20 protein-coding genes are annotated in these 25,165 nt (G+C 64.9%); 8 read left to right on the forward strand and 12 right to left on the reverse strand.

All coding sequences use genetic code 11. The features are described from left to right. The first annotated feature begins 41 nt into the window (after nucleotides 1–41). Nucleotides 42–1,235 carry a phytanoyl-CoA dioxygenase family protein gene (locus FJ418_RS24455; RefSeq protein WP_140869993.1) on the forward strand — a complete coding sequence of 398 codons (1,194 nt, stop codon included), beginning with the start codon at nucleotides 42–44 and terminating at the stop codon, nucleotides 1,233–1,235. 54 nt (nucleotides 1,236–1,289) lie between these two features. Here the strand turns inward: FJ418_RS24455 and FJ418_RS24460 are convergent, their stop codons facing one another. After that, a complete protein-coding gene (locus FJ418_RS24460; protein WP_140869995.1) occupies nucleotides 1,290–2,042 on the reverse strand; it encodes a crotonase/enoyl-CoA hydratase family protein in 753 nt (250 codons plus the stop codon). Between the two features lie 27 nt (nucleotides 2,043–2,069). Further along, a complete protein-coding gene (locus FJ418_RS24465; protein ID WP_140869998.1) occupies nucleotides 2,070–3,839 on the reverse strand; it encodes an acyl-CoA dehydrogenase family protein in 1,770 nt (589 codons plus the stop codon). Between the two features lie 427 nt (nucleotides 3,840–4,266). Between FJ418_RS24465 and FJ418_RS24470 the strand changes: the two genes are divergently transcribed. Further along, nucleotides 4,267–4,503, forward strand: a complete 237-nt coding sequence (locus FJ418_RS24470; RefSeq protein WP_140870001.1) for a hypothetical protein — start codon at nucleotides 4,267–4,269, stop codon at nucleotides 4,501–4,503. A gap of 8 nt (nucleotides 4,504–4,511) precedes the next feature. Here the strand turns inward: FJ418_RS24470 and FJ418_RS24475 are convergent, their stop codons facing one another. The 9 genes from FJ418_RS24475 to FJ418_RS24515 form a co-directional block, all read right to left on the reverse strand. Beyond that, complete coding sequence (locus FJ418_RS24475) at nucleotides 4,512–6,119, reverse strand: FGGY-family carbohydrate kinase (RefSeq protein WP_140870003.1); 1,608 nt, start codon at nucleotides 6,117–6,119, stop codon at nucleotides 4,512–4,514. A 138-nt stretch (nucleotides 6,120–6,257) separates the two neighbouring features. After that, a complete protein-coding gene (locus tag FJ418_RS24480) occupies nucleotides 6,258–6,986 on the reverse strand; it encodes an SDR family oxidoreductase (protein WP_140870006.1) in 729 nt (242 codons plus the stop codon). 24 nt (nucleotides 6,987–7,010) lie between these two features. Then, on the reverse strand, nucleotides 7,011–8,234 hold the full coding sequence (locus FJ418_RS24485) for a sugar ABC transporter permease (RefSeq protein ID WP_140870080.1): 1,224 nt from the start codon (nucleotides 8,232–8,234) through the stop codon (nucleotides 7,011–7,013). A 26-nt stretch (nucleotides 8,235–8,260) separates the two neighbouring features. Continuing rightward, nucleotides 8,261–9,097 (reverse strand): ATP-binding cassette domain-containing protein, encoded by an 837-nt coding sequence (locus FJ418_RS24490; protein WP_140870010.1) that lies wholly within the window; start codon nucleotides 9,095–9,097, stop codon nucleotides 8,261–8,263. 67 nt (nucleotides 9,098–9,164) lie between these two features. Then, nucleotides 9,165–10,247, reverse strand: coding sequence for a sugar ABC transporter substrate-binding protein (locus FJ418_RS24495; protein ID WP_140870012.1), 1,083 nt, complete (start codon nucleotides 10,245–10,247; stop codon nucleotides 9,165–9,167). A gap of 323 nt (nucleotides 10,248–10,570) precedes the next feature. After that, nucleotides 10,571–11,455 (reverse strand): AraC family transcriptional regulator, encoded by an 885-nt coding sequence (locus tag FJ418_RS24500; protein WP_140705267.1) that lies wholly within the window; start codon nucleotides 11,453–11,455, stop codon nucleotides 10,571–10,573. Nucleotides 11,456–11,693: 238 nt separating this feature from the next. Beyond that, nucleotides 11,694–12,644 carry an ABC transporter permease gene (locus FJ418_RS24505; RefSeq protein WP_140659550.1) on the reverse strand — a complete coding sequence of 317 codons (951 nt, stop codon included), beginning with the start codon at nucleotides 12,642–12,644 and terminating at the stop codon, nucleotides 11,694–11,696. A gap of 16 nt (nucleotides 12,645–12,660) precedes the next feature. Next, nucleotides 12,661–14,223, reverse strand: a complete 1,563-nt coding sequence (locus FJ418_RS24510; protein ID WP_181167077.1) for a sugar ABC transporter ATP-binding protein — start codon at nucleotides 14,221–14,223, stop codon at nucleotides 12,661–12,663. Nucleotides 14,224–14,289: 66 nt separating this feature from the next. Next, nucleotides 14,290–15,396, reverse strand: coding sequence for a sugar ABC transporter substrate-binding protein (locus tag FJ418_RS24515; protein WP_140870017.1), 1,107 nt, complete (start codon nucleotides 15,394–15,396; stop codon nucleotides 14,290–14,292). A gap of 337 nt (nucleotides 15,397–15,733) precedes the next feature. On the opposite strand from FJ418_RS24515, the gene FJ418_RS24520 reads away from it, so the two are divergent. Together FJ418_RS24520 and FJ418_RS24525 are read left to right on the forward strand one after the other, a co-directional pair. After that, nucleotides 15,734–16,936 (forward strand): SGNH/GDSL hydrolase family protein, encoded by a 1,203-nt coding sequence (locus FJ418_RS24520; protein ID WP_140659548.1) that lies wholly within the window; start codon nucleotides 15,734–15,736, stop codon nucleotides 16,934–16,936. Nucleotides 16,937–16,981: 45 nt separating this feature from the next. Continuing rightward, nucleotides 16,982–18,142, forward strand: a complete 1,161-nt coding sequence (locus FJ418_RS24525; protein ID WP_140870020.1) for a glycoside hydrolase family 25 protein — start codon at nucleotides 16,982–16,984, stop codon at nucleotides 18,140–18,142. Nucleotides 18,143–18,148: 6 nt separating this feature from the next. Here the strand turns inward: FJ418_RS24525 and FJ418_RS24530 are convergent, their stop codons facing one another. After that, a complete protein-coding gene (locus FJ418_RS24530) occupies nucleotides 18,149–18,991 on the reverse strand; it encodes an AraC family transcriptional regulator (RefSeq protein WP_140870082.1) in 843 nt (280 codons plus the stop codon). 248 nt (nucleotides 18,992–19,239) lie between these two features. Here FJ418_RS24530 and FJ418_RS24535 point away from each other — a divergent pair, with 248 nt between their 5' ends. The 4 genes from FJ418_RS24535 to FJ418_RS24550 all read left to right on the forward strand — a co-directional run bounded on the left by FJ418_RS24535 (nucleotide 19,240) and on the right by FJ418_RS24550 (nucleotide 25,163). After that, nucleotides 19,240–20,706 carry an alpha-glucosidase/alpha-galactosidase gene (locus FJ418_RS24535; RefSeq protein WP_140870023.1) on the forward strand — a complete coding sequence of 489 codons (1,467 nt, stop codon included), beginning with the start codon at nucleotides 19,240–19,242 and terminating at the stop codon, nucleotides 20,704–20,706. A gap of 105 nt (nucleotides 20,707–20,811) precedes the next feature. After that, nucleotides 20,812–22,890, forward strand: a complete 2,079-nt coding sequence (locus FJ418_RS24540; protein WP_140870025.1) for an ABC transporter substrate-binding protein — start codon at nucleotides 20,812–20,814, stop codon at nucleotides 22,888–22,890. A gap of 110 nt (nucleotides 22,891–23,000) precedes the next feature. Then, nucleotides 23,001–24,008, forward strand: coding sequence for an ABC transporter permease (locus FJ418_RS24545; RefSeq protein WP_140645033.1), 1,008 nt, complete (start codon nucleotides 23,001–23,003; stop codon nucleotides 24,006–24,008). After that, nucleotides 24,009–25,163: an ABC transporter permease gene (locus FJ418_RS24550; protein WP_140870028.1), complete on the forward strand. Its 1,155-nt coding sequence runs from the start codon at nucleotides 24,009–24,011 to the stop codon at nucleotides 25,161–25,163. Nucleotides 25,164–25,165: the final 2 nt, after the last annotated feature.

A 25,165-nucleotide genomic window follows, 5' to 3' on the forward strand; every position in this document is an offset into this window, starting at 1 on the left:
ATACGGCAACGACAACCGGGATCGCAACAGGAGGATGCGTCATGAAGGCCGACAACCCAGCCAAGGTCAGGTCCGAACGGGTCTGGCTGACCAAGGACCAGTGCGACATCGAAGGCTTCCGGGCGATCGTCGAGCAAGCGACCAAGCTCGCCGACTACCCCTTCGCCGCCGGCGTCGAAAAGAACGTGCTCGTCTATGACGGCGATGCTGTCCGCAAGGCGGCGGCCGAGCCCGAGACACGCAAGGCGCTGCTGGCGGAGTGGGTCGAGGCGATGACCAGCGGGCCTGGCGTCGTGGCCTTCAAGAAAGCGTTCGCCGACACGGCGCCGATCGATAGGGCGACCAGGCTTTTCAACGAGATGATCGCCGAGCAGCACGCCATCGGGACCGGCGGCGGCGACCATTTCGCCAAGCCGGGCGCCAATGATCGCATCTGGAATGCGCTGGAGAAATTCTGCCTGCGCGATCCGCAAGCCTTCGCCGCCTATTACGGCAACGACATCATCGCATTGATCTCGGAAGCCTGGCTCGGGCCGGCCTATCAGATGACCTCGCAGATCAACTGCGTTAATCCCGGAGGCGCCGCGCAATTGGCGCATCGCGACTATCATCTGGGCTTCCAAACCCCCGAAGTGATCGAGCGCTATCCGGTGCATGTGCACTCCATCTCGCCGGTGCTGACGCTGCAGGGGGCCGTCGCCCATTGCGATATGCCGCTGGAGAGCGGCCCAACGCTCTACCTACCCTACTCGCAGGCCTATCTGCCCGGATATCTCGCCACCGGCCTGCCGGAGTTCAAGGCGTATTTCGCCGAGCATCACGTGCAGCTTGCGTTGGAAAAGGGCGATGCCGCTTTCTTCAACCCGGCGCTGTTCCATGCCGCCGGCAACAATCGCTCCGCCGACATCCGGCGCATGGCCAATCTGCTGCAGGTGTCTTCGGGTTACGGCCGCGCGATGGAGAGCGTGGACCGCACCAGGATGAGCCGCGCGCTCTATCCCGCGATCCAGACGATGCTGGCAGAAGGCGCGATCTCGAAGGCAGCGGCCGCCAACGCGATCGCCTCGACGGCGGAGGGCTATTCCTTCCCGACCAATCTCGATCGCGATCCGCCGATCGGCGGGCTGGCGCCGGAAACGCAGCAAGCGCTGTTCCACCGCGCGCTCGAAGCCGGATGGACAGCAGAGGCTTTCGGCAAGGCGCTAGATGAACAGGCGGCCAAGAAGCTAACGTGACAAGTCCGCGGGCGTCCGCCACAGAGGGCGCCCCTTTCCGGATGGGCTTCGCGCCTATCCCTTCTTGCGCATCATGAAGGCAGTCAGCGCGGCGCGCGCCTCCTCGGATGTCAGCCGTTCGCGGAAATGCTCGCTCTCGACCTTGATGCGGGCGATCAATTCCTCGCGCGGCTCGCGCATCAGGTCGCGCGCGATCTTCAGCGCCTGCGGCGGCTTGGCGGCGATGCCGTTGGCCGCGGCCAGCACCGCGCCTTCCAGCGCGTCTACCGCGACGACGTCGTAGATCAGACCGGCCGCCTTGGCGCGCTCGGCCGAAAAGCCTTCGCCGAGGCCGAGCAGCGCGAAGGCGCCCTGCCGTCCCAGGAGCCGCGGCGCGATCAGGCTTGAGCCGGCCTCCGGTACAAGGCCGAGATCGACGAAGGGCGTGCGGAACAGCGTGCGCGGCGTAGCGAAGGTCAGATCGCAATGCAGGTTGAGCGTGGTGCCGATGCCCACCGCAATACCGTCGACGCCCGACACAATCGGCTTCTCGGACTTGGCCAGCGCCATCAGGAAATCCCAGACCTCGTTGCCGCCCTCGCCGCCAGTGGCGATGACCAGGAAATCGGCAAGGTCGTTGCCGGCGGAAAAGGCGCCCGGAACGCCGAGGAACACGTGCACGCGGACCGCCGGATCGGCATCGCCTTCGGCAAGCGCGGTCGACATCTTCGCGTACATGGCGCGCGTCAGCGCGTTCTTCTTGTCCGGGCGGTTGATGCGGATGATCTGCACGGCGCCCTGGCGCTCGACGAGGATATGGTCGGTCACTATCGGTTCCTTCGAGTATCGGGCTATTCAGGCGGAGATCAGCGCCTTGCCGGCTGCAGCGAGGCTTTCGGCGCCGTCGATGACGCGCTCCTTCAGCGCGCGCGTCTCGCCAAGCAGGTTTTCTGCAAAGAAGCGGCAAAGCGCGATGCGGCCACGGTCGGCGAGCCCGCCTTGCGCCAGATAGGCGCCGCCGGCGGCGAGCGAGATCAGGCGCAGATAGGGCGTGGCGCCGGCCATGGCGGCGTCCGCCTTGCCGCCGGCAAGCAGCTTCTGCAAGAAGCGGGTCGCTTCGTCGAGATCGGACAGCGCGCGGTCGAGATTGTCTGCGGTGCGGCCGAAGCCTTCGATGTTGGACGTGCGCACCGCATCGGCCATCGCTTTCAACTCGCCGATATAGGAATGCACATGCTCACCGCCGCCAAGCGGCAGCTTTCGCGCCACAAGGTCGATCGCCTGGATGCCGTTGGTGCCTTCATAGATCGGCGCGATACGAGCATCGCGATAAAGCGCCGCGGCACCGGTTTCCTCGATGAAGCCCATGCCGCCATGCACCTGGACGCCAAGCGAGGCGACCTCAACGCCGACATCGGTCGAGAAGGCTTTGGCAAGCGGCGTCAGCAGGTTGGCGCGGTCGCGCCAATTGGCGGCGGCCTCGCCCTCGCCGAGGCGCGCGCGATCGAGCGCATGCGCGCAGGAATAGCTGATCGAGCGGGCGATCTGGGTCAGCGCCCGCATGGTGAGCAAACTGCGCTGCACATCGGGATGATGGACGATCGGCGCCATGCCGGAGCCGGAATAGTTCGAGGCCTTGCCCTGGCGGCGCTCATTGGCATAGGCGATCGCCTTCTGCGTGGCGGTCTCGGCCACCGCCACGCCCTGCATGCCGACGGCAAGGCGGGCGTTGTTCATCATCGTGAACATGCAGGCCAGGCCCTTGTTCTCCTCGCCGATCAGCCAGCCGATGGCGCCGGGCTTGGCACCCTGGAAACCGTCGCCATAGATCATGGTGCAGGTCGGCGAGGCATGGATGCCTAGCTTATGCTCGAGGCCGGAACAGAAGACGTCGTTGCGGGCGCCGAGCGAGCCGTCGTCGTTGACGAAGAACTTCGGCACCAAAAACAGCGATATGCCGCGCGTTCCGGCCGGCGCGTCGGGCAACCTGGCCAGCACCAGATGCACGATGTTGTCGGTGAAATCGTGCTCGCCATAGGTGATGAAGATCTTCTGGCCGAAGATGCGGTAGGTGCCGTCGCCGACCGGCTCGGCACGGCTGCGCAAGGCCGCGAGATCCGAGCCCGCCTGCGGCTCGGTCAGGTTCATCGTGCCCATCCACTCGCCGGAGACGAGTTTTGCGAGGTATTTGGCCTTGAGTTCCTGCGAAGCGTGCTTGTCGAGCGCCTCGACCGCGCCCATGGTGAGCGTCGGGCCGATGCCGAAGGCCATGGCGCCGGAATTCCACATTTCGAGCGCGGCGACGCCGAGCATGGTCGGCAGGCCCTGGCCGCCGAATTCTTCCGGCCCGGACAGCGCGTTCCAGCCGCCGTCGATCCAGCGCCGGTAGAGTTCCTTCCAGCCGGGCGGCGTGGTGACGGCGGCGTCCTTGAGCACAGCACCTTGCTCGTCGCCGATCTTGTAGAGGGGAGCGACCTCCTCGCTGGCGAAGCGCCCGGCCTCGGCCAGGATCGCATCGACCAAGTCTTCGCCGAGATCGCCGAAGGTGCCGGCATCCAGTGCCGGCTTCAGCCCGGCCACCTGCTTCAGCGTGAAGGCGATGTCCTCGACCGGCGCGCGATACATGTCTGCTCCTCCTGGTTCCAGCCAATCCTAGTGCATGGCCGAAGCGAAACCCATGCGTCGATCTCGCATCTGCTTTTTACGTAAACGTCAAACTTTGTCACGCGGATTTTGCAAGGGTGGACTTCGTCATCCACGGGCGGAGCAAGGAGCGAAGCGCCGCGCGCAGACCCGAGGATCCATTCCGTGATCTCGCGCGAGGGATGCAGCGGAGCAGAATTCTGGACCGTGGTAACGCCTCAACGTCACGGAATTGATTCTATGGTCTGCGCCGCGTCGCTTCGCTCCTTGCTCCGCCATAGAATGACGAAATCGCGATGGCCATGGCCAATTTTCGAGGCTGCAATTACGTCTCAAATTTCCGCAAAAAGGAATTACATGCTGCGATATGATCCGTTAGGCAATTCGTAGACAAACCGGACAACCATCCATGCTTGCCAGACCCGACGCCTATCGCTGCATCGAATGCGGCCTGCCTTACCGGGCGCCCGGGTTCTCGTACTATCACGGCCTGATCGAGGAAGGCCCCGCCTACTGGACCGATCGCGGCATATTGTGCTCGCCGCAATGCTCGCTCGCGCATCACAAGAAGCGCAAGGCGGAAGGCACGCTGCCGCAGGAGCCGGCGCCCGATCCGTTCGAAGTCCCGTCGCTGTTTAGGCGCTGATCGATCCCTCAGCGTATGCTGCGACCCACCGCCTGCAGCGCCAGAAAGGCCTCGTAGCGGCGATCGTGCCACGTCCGCATGGCGTCGGCCGCCGGCCTGAAAACATCACCAAGCCGGGACATGGCAGGCATGGCGGTCGAAAGGTCCGCATACCGGCCGGATGCCACCGCTCCGAGCATCGCGGCGCCCAGCAGCACCGGTTCGGGGGATTGCGGGGCGGCGACCGGCAAGTCGGCAGCGTCGGCAAGCAGCTGGCGCACCAGCGGCGACTGCCCGGCGCCACCGCTGATGACGATGGTGTCGACGGCAAGACTGGATGAGGCCATCGCCGCCACGATCTGACGCACGCCATAGCCGAGGCCGCAAAGCCCGGCGACATAAAGGCCGACGAGACTTTCGACGGAACGGTCGGTGCCGAGCCCGGCGATCAGGCCGCGCGCGTCCGGATCGGCCAAGGGCGAACGATTGCCGAGGAATTCGGGTACGACATGGATGCTTCCCGCGAGCGTGGCGGCAGCCGACAGGTCGGGCGAAGCCGCCGTGGCGGCAGCGGCCAGCCAATCGACCAGCGATTTGCCTTCGGCAACGGCACGCGCGGAAGCCTCCGCTGCGGCCGGATGGAAACGCACCAGGAGATCGATCGCCGCGCCGGCCGCCGACTGACCGCCCTCGCTCAGCCAGAATCCCGGCACCATGGCGGAATAATAGGGTCCCCATACGCCCGGCACGAAGGCCGGACCTTCGCTGCTTGCCATGGTGCAGGCCGAGGTGCCGAGCACATAGGCCATGCGTGAGGCGATGGTACCGGCATCGCCGGCAGCGCCCACCGTGCCGACGCCGCCGGCATGGGCATCGATCAGCCCGGCGGCCACGATTGTGCCCGCAACCAGTCCCAGTTCGGCCGCAGCCTTCTCCGTCAGCCCGGCGCCAAGCGCCGTGCCGGGATCGACCACTTCGGTGCCGATGCGGGCAAAGCCCTCGTCGGCAAGCTCGCCGAGCCCGACGGCATGGAAATAACTGTCGTCCCAGCGCCGCTCATGGCCGAGATAGGTCCATTTGCAGGCCAGCGTGCAGACCGAGCGGGCAAGGCTGCCCGTGGCGCGCCAGGTCAGGTAATCGGCGAGGTCGAAGAAATGCCGCGCCCCGGCGAAGGTCGCGGGCAGGTTCTCCTTGAGCCACAAAAGCTTCGGAGTCTCCATCTCCGGCGAAATGACGCCGCCGACATAGTCGAGGACCGGATGCCGCAGGGCGTTGATGCGCCTGGTCTGGTCGAGGGCGCGATGGTCCATCCAGACGATGATGTTTCGATCGCTGTCTCCCGAACGGCCGACCGGCAAGGGCTCGCCATCGTCGCCGGCCACCACCAGGGAACAGGTCGCGTCGAAGCCGATGCCGCCGATTTCCCGGGGATCGACGCCCGCCTTCCCGACCGCCTCGCGCACGCTGGCGCACACCGCCTGCCAGACGTCGCGGCTGGATTGCTCGGCGATCTCGCCGGGCTCGATGAAGAGAGCAATGTCGCGCTTGGCGGAGGCGAGGAGCTCGCCGCGCTCGTCAAAGACGCCGGCGCGCGCGCTGCCGGTGCCGACATCGATGCCAAGGAAGTGGGAAGGCATGGGAACCTCGAAGGTAGGGCAGTAGGCAGTAGGCAGTAGGCAGTAGGCAGTAGGCAGTAGGCAGTAGGAGATGGTCAGTGTTGAATGGCCGGACCCAAGGGCCTCTTTCCCTATTCCCTACTGCCTAATTCCTACTGCCTACAGATCGTTGCTCTGCGGCAGGATCACCAGATCGCGAATGGTGATGTTTCTCGGGCGCGTGAGCATGAACAGGACGGCGTCCGCGACTTCGGTGGGCTGCATCAGGCCACCGGCCGCCAGCTCGTCCTCTAGCTTCTGCTTCGGCCAGTCGCTGATCAGCGCCGTCACCACCGGCCCTGGCGCGACTGCGCCGACGCGCAGCCCGTGCTTGGCCACCTGCCGGCGCAGCGTATGGACGAAGGCCTGTATGGCGTGTTTCGAGGCCGTGTAGACCGGCTCCCAGACGACGGGGACGAGGCCCGCAATCGAACTTGTGACAATGATGTCGCCGGTCTTGCGCCCGACCATGTGCGGCAGCACCGCGTGCACCGAGCGGAACACCGAATTGATGTTGAGGTTCAGCATGCGGTCCCACGCGTCCGGATCGCCGTTGAGGATCTCACCGCCGACATAGGCGCCGGCATTGGCGTGAAAGATGTCGAGCTGGCCGGTCTTTTCGAGGATACCGGGCAGCATGGTCGCCACGCTGGCGGGGCTGGTGAGGTCGACCACCAGCGGGATCGCGCCGGCCCCGAGCTCGCCGACGACCTCCTTCAGCCTGTCCTCCGCCCGGTCGACCAGCACGACGCGGGCGCCGGCGGCAAGCATCGCCCTGGCGCATTCGAGGCCGATGCCCGATGCCGCGCCGGTGACCGCGGCGACTTTTCCCGAAAGATCTTGAGCCATGTGTACCCTTCTCGTTTGAACTGTTCAGGCGCGGCCGTGCGAAGCACGGGAACGGCGCGCGAGGGAGTCGACGATCACGGCGATGGCCAGAACGGCACCGGTGATCATGTAGCGAAGCGACGAGGACAGATCGAGCAGCGTCAGACCGCTGGCGATCGACTGGATGACGATGATGCCGAGCAGCGCGGAATAGGCGCTGCCGCGGCCGCCGAACAGGCTGGTGCCGCCGATGACCGCGGCCGCGATCGCGTTCAGGTTGACGTCACCGGTGCCGGCCTGCTGGCTGGCGGAAGCGAGCCGCGCGGCGGCCAGCACGCCGCCCAGCGCGGCGAAGAGCGAGCACAGCGCGAAGGCGCTGAGATAGATGGCGCGCACCTTGATGCCGGCGCGCCGCGCCGCCTCGCGGTTGCCGCCGACGGCGGTCATCGATCGCCCCCATTTGGTCCGGGTGAGCGCATAGTTCATCGCCACGACGAGGCCGACGAACAGGCCGAACATCCATGGGATGCCACGCGACTGGTTGAGGTAGGCGACGATCAGCTCGAGGCCGATGGTTATGGCGGCGACGCGCAGGATGAGCCCGGCGGCGGACGGGGTCGACAGGTTGGCCGCCCGGCGACGCGCGAAGGTGCGAAGCCCGCTGACCAGCAGCGCCAGGCCAGGGATCGCCGCCAGCAAGTGCGAGACCCATTTCGGCATCACCATCAGCTGGCCGAAATCCACCAAAGCGGAGCCATAGGGCAGGTTGATCGAGCCGGTGGAGCCGAGGATGTAGAGCTGCATGCCCAGCACCGCGAGCAGGCCGGCAAGCGTCGAGACGAAGCTCGGCATGCCGAGCCGGTTGAACAGCAAGGCATAGAGCGAGCCGATCAGGGCGCCGAAGGCCAGCGCCGCGAGGATCGCCAGCGCGACCGGCCAGCCCTGATTGACCCAGAGCGTGCCGACCATCGCCGAAGCAAAGCCGCTGATCGAGCCGACCGAGAGGTCGATCTCGCCGACCATCAGCACGCAGACGATGCCGAGCGCGATGACGCCGACCGTCGAGCAGTCGAACAGCAGATTGACCAGGTTGCTGCTGGAAACGAAGACCGGATTGAGACTGGTGAACACGGTCCAGATGACCACGAGGCCGACGATGACCGGCAGCGAGCCGAGATCGCCGCTGCGCACGCGGTCGAGGAAGGCGCGGACCGCTCCACTGAGGCCTGCCTCATGCTTCACGCGCGCATCGGCGCGGTCGAGCGCCATCGGGGCGGAGGTGCTTTTCTCTGCCGTCACGGGCGTTGCTCCCCAGCTTGTGCGCCGCCGCTGTGATCGCGCTCCATGCGCAGGCGCTCGGCGCGCCGCGACACCGCGTTGTTGGACGCGCCGGTGATGGCGCTCACCAGGTGCTGGTTCGAGGCGTCGGGCTCGAAGACGCCGTTGTTGCGCCCCAGCCTGAGCACCACGACACGGTCGGCGACGGCGCGGACATCTTCCATGTTGTGGCTGATCATCACGACGCCGAGACCGCGCGCGCGGACGCGGTCGATAAGGTTGAGCACCTCCGCCGTCTGGGCGACGCCAAGTGCGGCGGTCGGCTCGTCGAGCAGGATGAGTTTCGGTTCGAGCAGCAAAGAGCGCGCGATGGCGACGGTCTGGCGCTGGCCGCCGGACAGCGAGGCGACCGCCTCGCGCACGCTCGGAATGCGCGCCGACAATTCGTTGAGCAGCGTCCAGGCGCGCATCTCCATCGCCACCTCGTCCAGCAGCAGCGGGCTGAGCTCGTTGCCAAGGAAAATGTTGGCGACGACGTCGAGGTTCTCGCAGAGCGCGAGGTCCTGGAACACCGTGGCGATGCCGAGCGTCAGCGCCGCGCGCGGGTCGGGCAGCGTCACCGCCCTGCCGCGGAAATTGATCGTTCCCGAGCTCGGCTGATGCACGCCCGCGAGGATCTTGACCAGCGTCGACTTTCCGGCGCCGTTGTCGCCGACCAGCGCGACGACCTCGCCGGCATGGACATCGAAATCGATATCGGTCAGCGCCGAAACGGCGCCGAAATTCTTCGATATGCCGCGCAGGCTGAGCACCAGCTCGCCGACGGAAGCCGACCTTTCAGAACTCTCGCTCATGCGCCGCCTTTCGTGACTGTCGTTCCCTGGACATCCGGCCGCCGACGGGCGGCCGGATGTCCTATGATCAGTTGGTGATGCCGAGCTTCTTGCAACCCTCGGCATAGCGGTCGACGCACAGCTCGGCGGCCGTGTTGATCTTCTTGTCGATGATCTCGGCCTTGAGATTCTCCTGCGTCACCACCGCCGGCGTGAACAGCTGCGAGGGCGTGTCGTAAAGCGTCATCTCGGCCTTCGGCGTCTCGCCCGACAACAGCTTGACGGCAACGTTGGCCGCGGCCGCGGCAACAATCTCGCTCGGCTTGGAGATGGTGTTGTACTGGTCGCCCGCGATGATCAGCTGCAGCGCCGCGGTCGTCGCGTCGTTGCCGGTCACCGGCGGAACCGGATCGACGCCGGCCGCCTTGAAGGCGGCAATCGCGCCGCCGCCAGTGCCGTCATTGGCAGCGACGACGCCGAGAATCTTGGTGCCGAAGCGGGTGATCTGGCCGCTCGCCCATTGCTGTGCCTTGGGCGGCGCCCATTCCGGCGTGTCGAACTCGGCCAGGATCGGATAGCCGCTGTTGTCGAGGCCTTCGTGGATGCCCTTCTTGATCAGGCCGGCGGCAGCGTCGGTCGGCGAGCCGTTGATCTGCAGCAGGCCGCCGCCGGCCGGGTCGACCTTCAGAGCCTTGAGGTGCTCGACCAGCGAGTCGGCGATAGCCTTGCCGATGCCTTCATTGTTGAAGGAGACGTAGAAATCGGCGGGCGCCGTCGGGATCGGCCGGTCATAGGCGATCACCTTGACGCCCTGGCTCTGGGCGAGCTTCACCAGCGAGGCGGCGGCGGTCGAATCGACCGGGTCGAGCACGATCGCCTTGGCGCCCTGCGAGATCACCGAATTGAACTGCTGCTGCTGGCGCGCCGCATCGGCGTCAGCGTTCTGATAGATCACCTTGCACCCCGGGCAGAGCTTCTTCATCTCGGCGACGAAGCCGGGATAGTCGTGCTGCTCGTAGCGGGTCGACGCCTGGTCGGGCATCAGGAAGGCAACCGTAGCATCGGTTACCGTGTCGGCGAAGGCCGCGGTGCTGCCGAGCAGCGAGACCGCGAAAACGGCCGCGATCGTCGATTTAAAGGCAAACGGCGATTTCCAAGCATGTCTGGTCATTCGAATGTCTCCGTTTTCAAGCAATGGTTTCATGAGGACCTGCGCGATGGACCACGCGCCAGGCCTTGACTGCATGTCGAACTGTTGGAAGGAGTATGATCAGCGGCGGTCAAGGATCGATCCGATCCTCGGTAAGCCGCGCAAACATCCTCCTGAACGTGCTGGATTTCGGAACAAACGATCTCCAGCACAGGGTGCTCCGCACCCCGCGTCCTTCCTTCCCTGAATCTCTCTTGTTTGACGCAACTGCGGACGGAGGCTACGGCAAGGTCGCCGCGTCAACCGCTTCGCAATTGCTCTAAGCTCCTCCCGCTTCCTCCCTGTTAGGCGGCTATCTCCGCGTTGATGTTCTCAGCCAACAAGGCCCTGAAGCGCGAAGGCGACATGCCCTTCTGCGCCAGGAACTGACGGTTGAAATTCGAGATGTTGTTATAGCCGGCGGCGTAGCAGATTTCGGTGATCGACATCTGCGCCTCGCTCATCAGCAGCTGGCAGGCGAGGTTGATACGCAGCCGGTTGACATACTGCACCAGCGCCATTCCGGTGTGCCGGCGGAAGCTGCGCGAGAAGGCGCTCGGGCTGCGCCCGGCAATCTCGGCCAGCGTGCCTTCGCTGAAGGGCTCGGTCAGGTGGCAGTTGATATAGGCGAGCGCCTGATTGATTCCGGCCGACATGAAGCCGGACGGGTCGGGCAGATAGCCCGCGCTGGCCAACGTGCGGACGTCGCCGGCGCGGTTCAAGATATCGAGCACGGCCATGAACAGCGACAGGCGGCGCACGCCCTGCGCCTCGGTCAGCTCCGCCAGCAAGGGCGCCGCGAGCTCAGCCGTCGCCGCCGAGAACAGCGCGCCGCGGCGGCTGGTTTCGAGGATGCCGGCGCAGGCGGCAAGTTCGGGCAGCGCGGCGGAAGCCTCGGCGATGAATTCTTCCGAGAACTGGACAACGCGGCCGCGCAGCGGCACGGTCTCGCCCGGCGGCACGTCGCTGACCCAGTTGTGCGGCAGGTTGGGCCCGGTGAGCACCAGATTGCCCGGCTCGAACTCGCCGATGAAGTCGCCGACGAAATAGCGGCCGGTGGTGGCGACGACCAGATGCAGCTCGTATTCGGGATGGAAGTGCCAGCGCACGGTGCGGAAAGGATAGCCGTGGGCCCAGGCCTTGAACGACTCTCCTTGTCTGATCTGGACGACTTCCAGGTCCGGATTCATCTTCATTTCCTCCCCGCGCGGGTCCGGTCTTGTGACCGGTTGCTGCGCTTCGTTGGGCAACCCGTGTATTCCCACTGGCCGCCGCGATTGAAAGCTTAGGCGGCAATTGAAGCGCCTGCCACCACGGCTTGTCCACCCGACCGATACTTTTTTGACGTTTCGGAGCAAGTGGAGAACGGCTCACGAACATAAACAGCGACGGATGCGGTGCGCGGCGCGCACCGAGAAACACCCGCACTCAGACCGATCCCTGCTCCTCGCCACGCACCCGGAAAGCGTCGACGGCAATCGCCAGCAGGATCATCGCGCCGCCGATCATCTGAATGTAATAGGCGGACACGTTGATCAGCTGCAGCCCGGTCTGGATGACCGTGATGAGGAGCGTGCCGCCGAGCATACCGAGCACCCGTCCGCGCCCGCCAAGCAGGGATACGCCGCCGATGACAGGAGCCGCGACCGCGTAGAGCAGGGTCGTGCTGCCCACGGTGACGCTCACGCCGCCGAGATAGGACGCGTAGAGGAAGCCGGCGAGACCGGCAAGGAAGCCTGACGCGGCGAAAGCGCCGAGCCGAGCGCGCCGCACGTTGATGCCGGCCGCATGCGCGGCCCGCCGGTTGCCGCCGGTGGCGTAGAGATTGCGGCCCCAGGCCGAATAGGCAAGCACGATATGCGCCGCCAGATAGATAACGAACAGCGCGACCGGCATGATCGGCCATGTGCCGATCGTCGCGCTGCCGATATAGGCGTATCCTTCATCGGCTATGACCAGCGTGCGGGCCTGCGTGGCGCCGAGCACCGCGCCCTGCAGGAACAGCCCCATGGCCAGCGAGGCGATGAGCGAGTTCATCCGCATGTAGGAGACGAAATAGCCGTTGACGGCGCCAATAAACGTGCCCGTCAGCACGGTCACCGCGACGGCGACGGTCCAGTGCGCGCCGTATTCCTGCATGGCATAGGCGCCGATCATGCCGGAAAAGACGAGATTGCCGACGACCGACAGATCGATTTCGCCGATCAGCAGCGTGAAGGACACGGCCAGCACCAGCACGCCCAGCGTGGTGGCCTGCACCAGCACGTTCTGCAGGTTGCCTTCCGACAGGAAGAACGGATTGAGGACGCCGGCAAGGAGGCTGAAGACGATGATCAGTATCCACACCACATTGTCGAGAAGGAATTTCCTGCCGTTCATGTCGTCCTGCGTCCTGTCATGGTTTTTCCCTCAGGGACCTGGCGTCGGCGATGGCGCCGACCGTCAGGCCCTCGGCCGAAAGCGAGCGTTCGATGCGGCCCTTGGAAAAGACGACCACGCGGTCGACCAGCCGCTGCATCTCGTCGGGATCCTGCGCGATCAGCAGGACCGCGACGCCGCGTTTGGTGGCGTCATCGATGAGGCGATGGATGTGTTCCTTCGCCGCCACGTCGACGCCGATCGTCGGTTCGTCGAGCAGCAGGATCGCCGGGTTTCGCTCCAGCAGGCGGCCAAGCAGGATTTTCTGTTGGTTGCCGCCACTGAGCTTGCCGATTTCCTGATCCGGCCCGTCCATCACGACGTCCATTGCCGCGCGCGCCCGGCGCACGCGGCCGAGCATGCCGGAGCGGCTGATCGCCCATCCGGCCTGGCGAGGCCAGTTGCCGAGGCTGAGGTTTTCCGCGATGGACATCGAAGCGACATGCCCTTCGCCGATACGGTCATGCGTCAGATAGGCGATGCCGGCGGCAAGGCTGTGGGCCGGCGAACCGAGCCGGACCGGGCGGCCGTCGACCAGAACGCGGCCGGACATGACCGGGAGGAGCCCGCCGAGCGTGCGCAGCAGCTCTTGCGGGCCCTCGCCAAGCAGCCCGACAAGCCCGACGATTTCGCCGCGACCGATGGTGAGATCGACCGGGCCGCCGCCGGGGAAGCACAGATCGTCTATCTTGACGACCGGGGGCTTTGGTGCCGCCGACCTGGCGCGCCGGAATTCCTTCACATCGCTTCCGGTGATCAGCCGCGCCATGCCGTCGGCGGACAGCGATCCTGCGACGCCGCCTGCTGCGACCTTGCCGTCGCGCAGCACGGTGTATTCGCTGCAAAGCTGGCGGACCTCGTCATTGTGATGCGAGATATAGACGAAGGACGTGCCTTGGGCGGTCAGCGCCTCGACCCATTCCATGAGATGCTGGCGCTCGCGCGCCGCAAGCCCCGCCGTCGGTTCGTCGAGGATGATCAGCCTGGCATCGCCGGCCACGGCCTTGATGATGGCGAGCCGCCTGCGGTCGCTGGCATTGAGATCCCCCGCGCGCCGCCGCGAGGGGACGTGCATGGCGTGACTTTCCAGGAGAAGGGCGGCCTGCCGGTGCAGTTTGCCCCAGTCGACCAGGCCGCGGCGCCGCGGTAGGTTCGGCAAAAGCAGGTTCTCGCCGATCGACAGGTCCTCGAAAATTTCGGAGTGCTGCGACAGCAGATACAACCCACGCTTGTTGCGCGCGGTGAGCGACAGCGACGAGACATCCTCGCCGTCGAGCAGGATATTGCCCGCGTCGGCGCGCACGAAGCCGGCGACGACATTGGACAGCGTCGATTTGCCGGCGCCGTTCTTGCCGAGCAGGCCGTGGATCGCGCCCTTGCGTACAGACAGCGACACGCCGTCGAGCGCCGAAACCGGCCCGTATGCCTTGAAGACATTGTCGACGACCAGCACGGGCCGGCCGGACGGCGTCGCCGCGGCAAACGGCCCTTCGCGTGTCCGGCGTGCGCCGTCTGCCGGCTCGCGATCTGACTGCGTCATCGGCCGCCTCCCCATTCCAGGTCAAGGAGGGCGCGGCCGATACCGCGCGCCCTCGCCCGCCGGTTCTCAACCGGCGTTCTGTTCCATCTTCCAGACCTTGGTGACGACGTTGGCCCAGTGGCGCGGATCGTCGGCATTCTCCTTGGTCAGGAAGTAGGGTGGTATGGTCAGGAGCGGCCCGGACGGGCTGTCGGCGATCGTTCCCTTCTCCCAGAAGTACTTCTTGTTCTCATACGGGCCGGTCGGCACCCGCTGACCCTTGAGCGTGTACTGCTCCAGCAGATCCACGACGATCTCGACATAGGCGATCGGATCCTGGGCGATGTCGGCATCGATCTCGCCGGCCTTGACCCATTCGAGCGCGTTGGGCGAGGCGTCGATGCTGGTCAGGATGATGTGCTTCTCATGACCGACCGGGAAGAGCCGCTTCTGCGTCTCCATGGCCTTGCGGGCATCGACGACGAAGATGTCGGTGGGCATGTGGATGGCGTCGAGGTCGGGGCGCTCGCGCAGTGTGGCGGAGACGACGGCCAAAGCCTCTTCATGCTGGTTGTTCTGCGGCCGCGAGATGATCTCGATGTCCTTGTATTTGGACTGCAAGGTCTCCTCGAAACCCTCCTTGCGGTTGCGTAGGGCGACCGCCGTCAGCGAGCCGTAATTGTTCAGCACGCTGCCCTTGGGCGAACCATATTTCTTGGTCAGCAGTTCGGCCGTCTTTTCGGCCGCCATGACGCCCGACTGACGATTGTCGAAGGTGACCGAAGCGGCGACGGTGCCGCCGGTGAGCGGCGTGTCGACCATGCCGACCGGAACGCCAAGCGACTTGGCCTTCTTCGTAAGCGGGATGAGCAGTTCGGAATCGAGCGCGTCCGAGATGAGGTAGCGCGGCTTCTGCAGCAGCAGGCTGTTCCAGTCGTTCACCTGCGCGTTGGAATCGCCGTTGGCATCCTTGCCGACGAATTGCAGTCCCAGGCTTTCGGCCTTGCGCTTCAACGCCTCCTGCAGGACGACGAAAAAGAAAAAGCCGAGATAGGGCGTTTCCCAGGCCACCACTTTCGAGAGCTCCTGCGCGCCGGCGGAACCGCTTCGGGCCATTACGCCAGCGGCGGCGCCCGCCGCGGCGCTTGCAAGCAAAGCGCGGCGGTTCAGTCTGAAATTCATGATGTTCGACATGGTTATCCTCCCTTCCCAAAGGCAATTGACCGGTCGCGGGTGCGACACGCACCAGCCCGCGAAACCGCTCGCTGACCGGCAAAGGCTCCTCCACTGCCGGCCGCTACGACGGAAAAGCTAACCAAGCGAAAATGGCGATGCCACCACGCCCCTGACGCATGACCGATACTTTCTTGTGCTCTTGTGCTTCGAGCGCGACCGTGATGGCGGTCCTGCGCTGGATGCAGAGGCAAGCCGCGAGAGCAAGAAAGTACCAGGCAGGCATCGGATTTCTGGTGGTGAAGCCAACCGCGCGTTGCTAGCGTTGCCGCTGCTCGATCCACGAGGAGGCGACGGGATGACCGGACATTGGATGGGAACGTGGGCCGCCAGCCCGATGAATGTCTGGCCGGGCGATGCCGTTCTTTACGGCTTCCACAACCAGACGGTCAGGCAGGTTGTGCGCATCAGCAAGGGTGGCACGCGCTTTTGTGTGCGGCTTTCGAACGAGCATGGCAGCGACCCGATCGACATCGGCGCGGCATCCATCGCCAGGGCCGCCGACGGCGGCAGCATCGAGGGCGGGAGTTTGCGCCGGTTGACCTTCGGCGGCTCGCGCGCAGCCAGGATCTTGCCCGGCGCGCCGCTTTTGAGCGACCCGGTCGAGCTCGCGGCCGGCGACCTCTGTGACGTCGCCGTCAGCCTGTATTTCAGCGGTTTCGCGCCGATCCAGACCTATCACTACGAGGCCCAGCAGACCGCCTATATTTCCGATTACGGCGAGTTCGTTCACGCCGAGCGCATGCCCTTGCAGCAGACCTCCACCAGCCGCTATTTCCTGACCGCCGTTCTTGTCGAATGCGAGGCCGACAGCCGCTCGATCGTCTGCTTCGGCGATTCCATAACCGACGGCTTCGGATCGACGGTGGATGCGAACGCCAGATGGCCGGATCGCCTGGCCGAGCGGCTTTCGGCGGCCGGATTGCTTGGCCGTCTCGGCGTTCTCAACCATGGCATCGGCGGCAACCGGGTGACCGCGAGCCGGGCACGCGGCGCGAGCGCGCTCGCTCGTTTCGACCGCGATGTGCTCGGCCTGCCCAATGTCGGCCAGATGGTGCTTCTGGAAGGCATCAACGACATCGGCTGGCCGGGAACGATGCTGGCCGGGCCGGCCGAGGCCGTCTCGCTGGAGGATCTGGTCGGCAGCTACCGGCAACTGATCGCGCGCGCCCACATGCGCCGCATCAAAGTCATCCAGGGCACCCTCACGCCCTCTGCCGGCGCGTTCGCGGGCGAGGCCCTGCGCACGTTCCACTCGCCCGAGAAAGAACGGGTGCGCCGCTCCGTCAACGATTGGATAAGAGCCTCCAGTCCCGCCGATGCCGTCATCGATTTCGACCGGGCGCTGGCCGACCCGAAAGACAGCTCCCGCATTCGTCCGGAATTCGACTGCGGCGACGGCCTGCACCCGTCCGATGCCGGCTACAAGGCGATGGCCGATCTCTTCGACCTCGATCTTTTCGGCCCGCCGACGACACAGGCGATCGAAGCACTTCCTTAACCATAGCGGTTCAGGATCGATCCCTGGTCAGTGGGGACACCCTGATTGAAAAAGCCGGCGCGCCCTCTTCGCCGCCTGGCGCTTCTCGCGGTGGCGGTTGCGCTAGGCACGGCGGCACAGGCCTCGGATTTCTCCGAGCCGTGGAAGAATGCCGACCGCCCGTTGGTGATCGACGCCTACGAATACAATTCGATCGACTGGCAGCAGCTCGTCACCGACAAGCGCGTTGCCGGCTTCATCAACAAGGCGTCCGACGGGCTGCCGCCGCCCTATTTCTGCTTCGGCGCCGAGGCCGACGTCAAACTCTGCAAGGCGCAATGGAAACGCTATGCGGTGACGCGCGAATTGTTCCAGACGCGCAAGGTGGTGGCCAAGGCGCTCGGCTTGAAATGGGGCGCCTATCACCTCGCCCGCCCCGGCAACCCGGTCGAGCAGGCCAACAATTTCATCGATTTCGCCGAGCCGGCGCCGGATGAGCTGATGGCCCTCGACATCGAAGGCATCGACGCCACGCAATGGATGTCGCTGGAGGACGCCGAGGAATTCGTGCGCCAGGTGCATCGCCGCCTCGGCCGCTTCCCGGTGCTCTATGTCAACGGCAAGACCGCCCAGTACATCGCCGAAAATCGCTACCAGTATCGGCTCTTGTCGCGGCTGCCGCTGTGGTACGCGCGCTACAAGCCGGACATCGACGTGCATTTCCCGATGGGGAACTGGCAGGGCTACGCGCTGTGGCAATTCTCGGCGCAGGCCAATTGCGGCCGTTTCTCCTGCCCTTACCGCGTGCCGGGCACGCCCAACGACATCGATGTTTCCGTGGCGCCGATGAATGCACGCGAATTGCGCCAGCAGTGGGCTTTCGGCGGCCTGATCGACGTGCCGACCGATTACCTGGCTTCGATCCCGGTGCCGCTGTCGCGCCAGGCGGCGCTCGCCGGGAAAGTCACCATCACCTATGCCGATGTGGCGACGCCGCCGACCGTCGAGGAGATGGTCGCGGTGCTCGGCGCGCGCTGGGAGAAATTCCGCGACGGGTTCCGCATGCCGGTGGTGAAGACGGTGCCGACGCGGCCGGGTTTCGGCATCGTGCAATATGTCGCCTGGAAACGCTCCGGGCAGCGCACGCCCGAACAGATAGACGCGGCGTTTGCCGCGGCGGCCGACCCGGTGAGCACCGCCTCGACAACGCTCGAGGCCAAGCGCTGATATGCTTCAGCGATGGTTGCCCAGGCTGGCATACATGCCGGTGGTGCGGAACTGCGTCGGATTGATGCCGTAACAGCGGCGAAAGACCTTGGAGAAGTAGTTCGCGTCCTCGAAGCCGCACAGCACCGCGACTTCCTTGACCGGCAGGAAATCCGCCTTGGTCAGGAGTTTCGCCGCCCGCTGCAGTCGCTGCTGCAGGACGAATTCAGCCGGCGGCAGTCCTTCGCTCTCGGCGAAGCAGCGCGAGAAATGGGCGCGGCTGAGGCCGCTGATTTCGACCAGCTCCGCCACCGGCAGCGGCTTGTCGAGATTGGCGTTGATGTGGTCGATGACCGGCTGCATGGCGCTTTGTTTTTCGGCGAAGGCGTGCGAGCCGAAGACGTCGTCGTAAAGCGCCATCGCCGCCTCATAGGCGATCGCGGAGGCAGCGCCGGGCGAAGCGGCTCCCCTGATGAGGCGCAGGCTGCAATCGGCAAGATGATCGATGGTCGCCGGCTGCAGCCGGAACACCGGGCCCGAGACACTGAGGATCGACTTGTGGATGCGCAACGCCTCCTCGCCGTTCATCGAGATCCAGAAATATTCCCAGCGGTCGCCCTTGGCCAACCAATAGCGATGGTTGTGCGGCACCAGAACCAGCAGCGTGTCGTTCGCCTGCAGACGGTAGTTGCGGCTCTCGTAGCGCAATTGGCCGGTGCCGCTGATCGTATGCTGGAGGACCGTGAACGGGGTCTGGCCACGCTTTCTGCCGTCCCAGTCGTAGGTCTCGTCCTCGCGCAGTTCATAGCCCGTGCTGGTCGGCATGGCATGCAGGCGCTGGCGGCCGCGCGGCAGCGAGATCGTGCGCATCAGCTTTCCGTTGGCGATCAGGTCCTGCAGCACAAAATTACCCTCGAAAGCATAATCCTTCTCTGGCCGCGCCGGCGAATAAGCGCATAATCCGGCCCTCAAGACGCGAAAGACCCGCGGTCGAGGAGCGGGCGGGAGGAGAAAAGAGCCGGATTTCCGGCTTTGAGTGGCGGGCGCGCTGTTGCGTGCGGCCATATCCTCCCCTTGCTGCTCCTTGCCTAGCATTCGATTGGATCGAGGTGAAGGTGATGAGTTTCAAAATCGCTATTATCGGCGCCGGCAGCGTCGGATTCACCAAGAAGCTGTTCACCGACATCCTGTGCGTGCCGGAATTCAAGGACATCGAATTCGCGCTGACCGATGTCAGCGAGCACAATCTGGCGATGATCAAGGCGATCCTCGACCGGATCGTCGAGGCGAACAGATTGCCGACCAGGGTGACGGCGACCACGAACCGCCGCGTGGCGCTGGAGGGCGCGCGCTACATCATCAGCTGCGTGCGCGTCGGCGGGCTCGAAGCCTATGCCGACGACATTCGCATCCCGCTCAAATATGGCATCGACCAATGCGTCGGCGACACGATCTGCGCCGGCGGCATTCTCTACGGCCAGCGCAACATTCCGGTGATCCTCGACTTCTGCCGGGATATTCGCGAGGTCGCCGATACCAACGCCAAGTTCCTCAACTATGCCAACCCCATGGCCATGAACACATGGGCGGCGATCGAGTACGGCAAGGTCGACACGGTCGGGCTCTGCCACGGCGTCCAGCACGGCGCCGAGCAGATCGCCGAGGTGCTCGGCGCGAAATCGCCCAAGGAGCTCGACTATGTCTGCTCCGGCATCAACCACCAGACCTGGTTCATCGAGCTCAGGCTGAACGGCCGGCCGATCGGCAAGGACGAGCTGGTCGCCGCCTTCGAGGCGCATCCGGTCTATTCGAAGCAGGAAAAGCTGCGCATCGATGTGCTGAAGCGCTTCGGCGTCTACTCGACCGAAAGCAACGGGCATCTGTCGGAATATCTGCCCTGGTACCGCAAGCGCCCCGAGGAGATCACGCGCTGGATCGACATGTCCGACTGGATCCATGGCGAGACCGGCGGCTATCTGCGCTACTCGACGGAAACCCGCAACTGGTTCGAGACGGAGTATCCGCAGTTCCTCGAAGCGGCGTCGAAGCCGATCGACCCGGCCAAGCGCTCCAACGAACACGCCAGCCACATTCTGGAAGCGCTTGAGACCAATCGCGTCTATCGCGGCCATTTCAACGTCAAGAATAACGGCGTGATCACCAACCTGCCGCAGGACGCCATCATCGAGTCGCCCGGCTTCGTCGACCGTTTCGGCATCAACATGGCCGCCGGCATCACGCTGCCGGAGGCTTGTGCCGCCACCTGCATGGCTTCGATCAACGTGCAACGCATGTCGGTGCACGCGGCGATCGCTGGCGACATCGACCTGCTCAAGCTCGCCGTGCTGCACGATCCGCTGGTGGGTGCGGTATCGACGCCGGAAGAAGTCTGGCAGATGGTGGACGAGATGGTCGTCGCCCAGGCGCAGTGGCTGCCGCAATATGCCGATGCCATTCCGGCGGCAAAGGAGCGGCTCTCGAAATCCAAGGTCAAGACCCGCGAATGGGCGGGCGCGGCGCGCCGCAGCGTCCGCTCGATCGAGGAATTGCGCGCCGAAAAGGCGGCGCTCAAACAAGCCGGCTGAGATCCCCGGCAAGCAGGCGGACGCGCAGGAGGCGCGTCCGCCGGATCAGCCGTCCAGAAACAAGAGGCGGGCAGCAGCAGGCGTCCAAACAACTGGGAGGAGACGATGAGGACCTTACGCAGAATTGGCTTTGCCGCCGGACTGGTGATGAGCGTTGCCATTCCGGCATACGCCTTGGCATCCGAGCCGACGATCCCGCCCGAGCCGGCGACATTCCCGGCCGAGGGCAAGATCCACTATGTGGCGCGCGACTCCATCCTGGAGTTCAAGGCGCTGCCCGAATATCACGAGCCGGACTGGGTGACGGAGAGATACGTCAAGACCGGCAAGCTGCCGCCGGTCAAGGACCGGTTGCCCAAGGAGCCGCTGGTCTTCAAGACGGGCAACATGCCGGACGGCACCGGCGTCTATGGCGACACGATGCGCCATGTCATCGGCGGCCGGCCGGAAGGCTGGAACTACGGCGCAGGCCAGACGCAAGGCTGGGGCGGGATCGATATCGGCCTGTCCGAATGCCTGACGCGCACGGCGCCGCTGTTCCAGGTCGAAGCCAAGGACACCGAGCCGCTGCCCAACCTCGCCAAGAGCTGGGACTGGTCGAGCGACGGCCACAAGCTCACCATGCATCTGATCGAAGGCGCCAAGTGGTCCGACGGCGCGCCCTTCAACGCCGACGACGTCATGTTCTACTGGGATGACGAGGTCGTCGATCCCAACGTCTCGCCGCTGAACGGCGCCACGCCCGAAACCTTCGGCGTCGGCACGACGCTGAAGAAGGTCGACGACTACACCGTCGAGTGGACGTTCAAGGAGGCGTTCCCGCGGCAATATCTCTATGCGATGGCCTACGGCACTTTCTGTCCCGGCCCTTCGCATATCCTGAAGCCGCAGCATCCGAAATACTCGAAGAACACCTACGACCAGTTCAAGAATGCCTTCCCGCCGGACTATATGAATATGCCGGTGATGGGCGCCTGGGTGCCGGTCGAATACCGGCCGGACGATATCATCGTCATGCGGCGCAACCCCTATTATTGGAAGGTCGACGAAAAGGGCAACCAGCTGCCCTATCTCAACGAGCTGCAATACAAGCTGTCGACCTGGGCCGACCGCGACGTCCAGGCGGTGGCGGGCTCCAGCGACTTCTCCAATCTCGAGCAGCCGGAGAATTTCGTCGCCTCGCTGAAGCGCGCTGCCGACTCGAACGCGCCGGCCCGGCTTGCCTTCGGCCCGCGCCTCATCGGCTACAATCTGCGCATGAATTTTTCCGCCAATGGCTGGGGCAACCCGGACGAGCGCAGTCAGGCGGTGCGCGAATTGAACCGCAACGAGGACTTCCGCAAGGCGGTGACCATGGCGCTCGACCGCAAGGCGCTGGGCGACTCGCTGGTCAAGGGTCCATTCACCGCCATCTATCCGGGCGGCTTCTCGTCGGGCACCAGCTTCTATGACCGCAAATCGACGGTCTACTATCCGTTCGATCTCAAAGGCGCCAAGGCCGAGCTTGCCAAGGCCGGGCTGAAGGACACCGACGGCGACGGTATCGTGAACTTCCCGGCCGGCACCGCCGGCGGCAAGAATGTCGAGATCGTGATGCTGGTCAACAACGACTACACCACCGACAAGAGCCTTGCCGAAGGCGTGGTCGCGCAGATGGAGAAGCTCGGGCTGAGGGTCGTGCTCAACGGGGTTAACGGAACGCAGCGCGACGCCATCCAATATTCCGGCCGTTTCGACTGGCTGATCCGGCGCAACGAGACCGAGCTGACCTCGGTGGTGCAAAACACCGAGCAACTTGCTCCCGTCGGCCCGAAGACCAGCTGGAATCACCGCGCGCCGGAAAGCGGCGAGGTCGACCTGATGCCCTTCGAGAAGGACCTCGTCGACATCGTCAACAAGTTCGTGACGACGCAGGACAACGACCAGCGTGCCGACCTGATGCGAAAGTTCCAGAAGATATCGACCGAGCATGTCTACAATGTCGGGCTGACCGAGTATCCGGGCGCGCTCATCATCAACACGCGGTTCTCCAACATCCCGCAAGGCACACCGATCTACATGTTCAACTGGGCCGAGGATTCGATCGTCCGCGAACGTGTCTTCGTCGCCGCCGACAAGCAGGCGAAGCACGAATTGTATCCGGAGGAGCTTCCCGGCAAACCGGGTGACAAGGGTCCGATGTAAGGTTTACCTCCCCTGACGAGAGACGTCCGGCCGCGCCGCGGCGCGGCCGGACAACGAAACCTCCGAACGCGCCTCAGGGAGCGACCGGCCAGAAAGGAAGCTGACCCCCCATGCTGCGATTCCTGCTTATGCGCATAGCGTCGGCGCTTCCCGTCCTCGCCATTTTGAGCCTCGTCACCTTCGCCATCATCCAGGCGCCGCCCGGCGACTATGCGGATTATATCCGCTCGCAGCTGATCAACCAGGGCGGCGCTTCCTACGCCGAGGCTGAAGCGCAAGCCCAGGCCTACCGCGTCGAGCATGGCCTCGATAAGCCGCTGCCCGTCCAGTACCTCAACTGGATCGGCGGTATCGTCACCCGCGGCGATTTCGGCTACAGCCTCTACTACAACAAGCCGGTGGCCGACGTGGTGGGCGAGCGCCTGCCGCGCACCTTGCTTCTGGCGCTGGTCTGCCACCTGCTCGCCTCGGTGCTCGGCATCAGCTTCGGCATATGGGCGGCGACGCGGCAATATTCCTGGATCGACTCGACACTTTCGGCGATCTCGTTCCTCGGCATGACGGTGCCGCGTTTCCTGATGGCGCTGATCATCGTCTATCTGCTGGTCTTCCAGTTCAACGTCTCCGAGATCGGCTCGTTCTTCTCGCCGCAATATGGCGGCGCGCCGTGGTCGTGGGCGAAGCTCGTCGACCTGGTCAAGCATGTCTGGCCGGTGGTTGCGATCGCGACCTTCGGCGGCCTCGCCTACAACATGCGGGTCATGCGCGGCAACCTGCTCGACACGCTCAACGCGCAATATGTCGAGACGGCCAAGGCCAAGGGCCTGACCGGCGGCGCCGTCGTCATGCGCCATGCCGTGCCCAACGCGCTGCATCCGCTGGTGATGTATCAGGGCGTGGTGCTGCCCTATATGCTCACCGGCGAGATCGAGACGGCGATCATCTTCGCGCTGCCGACCGTCGGTCCGGCGATCGTCGGTTCCATGGCGGTCGGCGACGTCTATGTCACGGCCACCTTCATGATGGTGCTGTCGGCGACGCTGATCGTCGGCAACATCATCGCCGACATGCTGCTGGTCCTGCTCGACCCGCGCATCCGCCAGTTCGGGGAGCGCTAGATGCTGGCCCGCGATCCCTCACCCCCGCCCCCATCCCTTACGCCCTTGCCGGCCGAAGGCGTAACCAAAGCCGAAGCCGCGCATGGCAATGAGAGCTACATCGCGCTCGTCTGGCGCCGGCTGAAGCGCTCCTGGACCGGCATGGCCGGGCTTTGGCTGGTCGTCCTGCTGCTGGTCATGGCGGTGTTCGCCGAATTCCTGGCGCCGATGGACCCCAAGGCGACCGACGTCGCCTTCGCTCCGCCGCAGGCCCCTGTTTTCCACGACAAGGACGGCAATTTCGTCGCGCGGCCGCGGGTCTATGCGCTGGCCGATTCGGCCGATCTCGATCCGGTCACCTTCCAGCCGATCGTCGGCCCCGACTACGACCATCCAAGGCTGCTCGGTTTCTTCGTCGAAGGCGCGGCCTACAAGCTCTTCGGGCTCATCCCGATGAACCGGCACTTGTTTTCCTCGATGGACGGCCAGCCGGTGCATTTCCTCGGCACCGACAAGTTCGGCCGCGACGTGCTGTCGCGCGCCATCCACGGCTCGCGCGTGTCGCTGATGATCGCGCTGACGGTGGTCTTCATCATCACGGTCATCGGCACCAGCGTCGGCATGATCTCCGGCTATTTCGGCGGCCGGTTCGACGTCTGGATGCAGCGATTCGTCGAGCTTGTGCTCGCCTTCCCGCAACTGCCGCTCTATCTGGCCCTGACGACGCTGATCCCGGTCACAGCGCCGACGAATGTCTTCCTCGCTTTCGTCATCATCGTCATGTCGGCGCTGGGCTGGGCACAGATGTCGCGCGAGGTGCGCGGCAAGACGCTGGCGCTGGCGCGGATCGACTATGTGCGCGCCGCCATGGCGGTCGGCGCCACCGACCGGCGCATCATCATGCAGCACATCTTCCCCAATGTGATGAGCCATGTGATCGTCGCCGTGACGCTGGCGATCCCGACGGTGGTGCTGCTCGAATCCTTCCTCGGCTTCCTCGGCTTCGCGGTGAAGCCACCGCTGATCTCATGGGGCCTGATGCTGCAGGACACCGCGACCTATTCGGTCATCGGCACCTATCCATGGATCCTGTCGCCGGTCGGCTTCGTGCTGATCACCGTCTTTGCCTTCAACGCGCTGGGCGACGGCCTGCGCGATGCCGTCGATCCCTATTGAGG

This window comes from Mesorhizobium sp. B2-8-3 (assembly GCF_006440815.1).
In the GTDB taxonomy this organism is placed as follows: Bacteria; Pseudomonadota; Alphaproteobacteria; order Rhizobiales; family Rhizobiaceae; genus Mesorhizobium.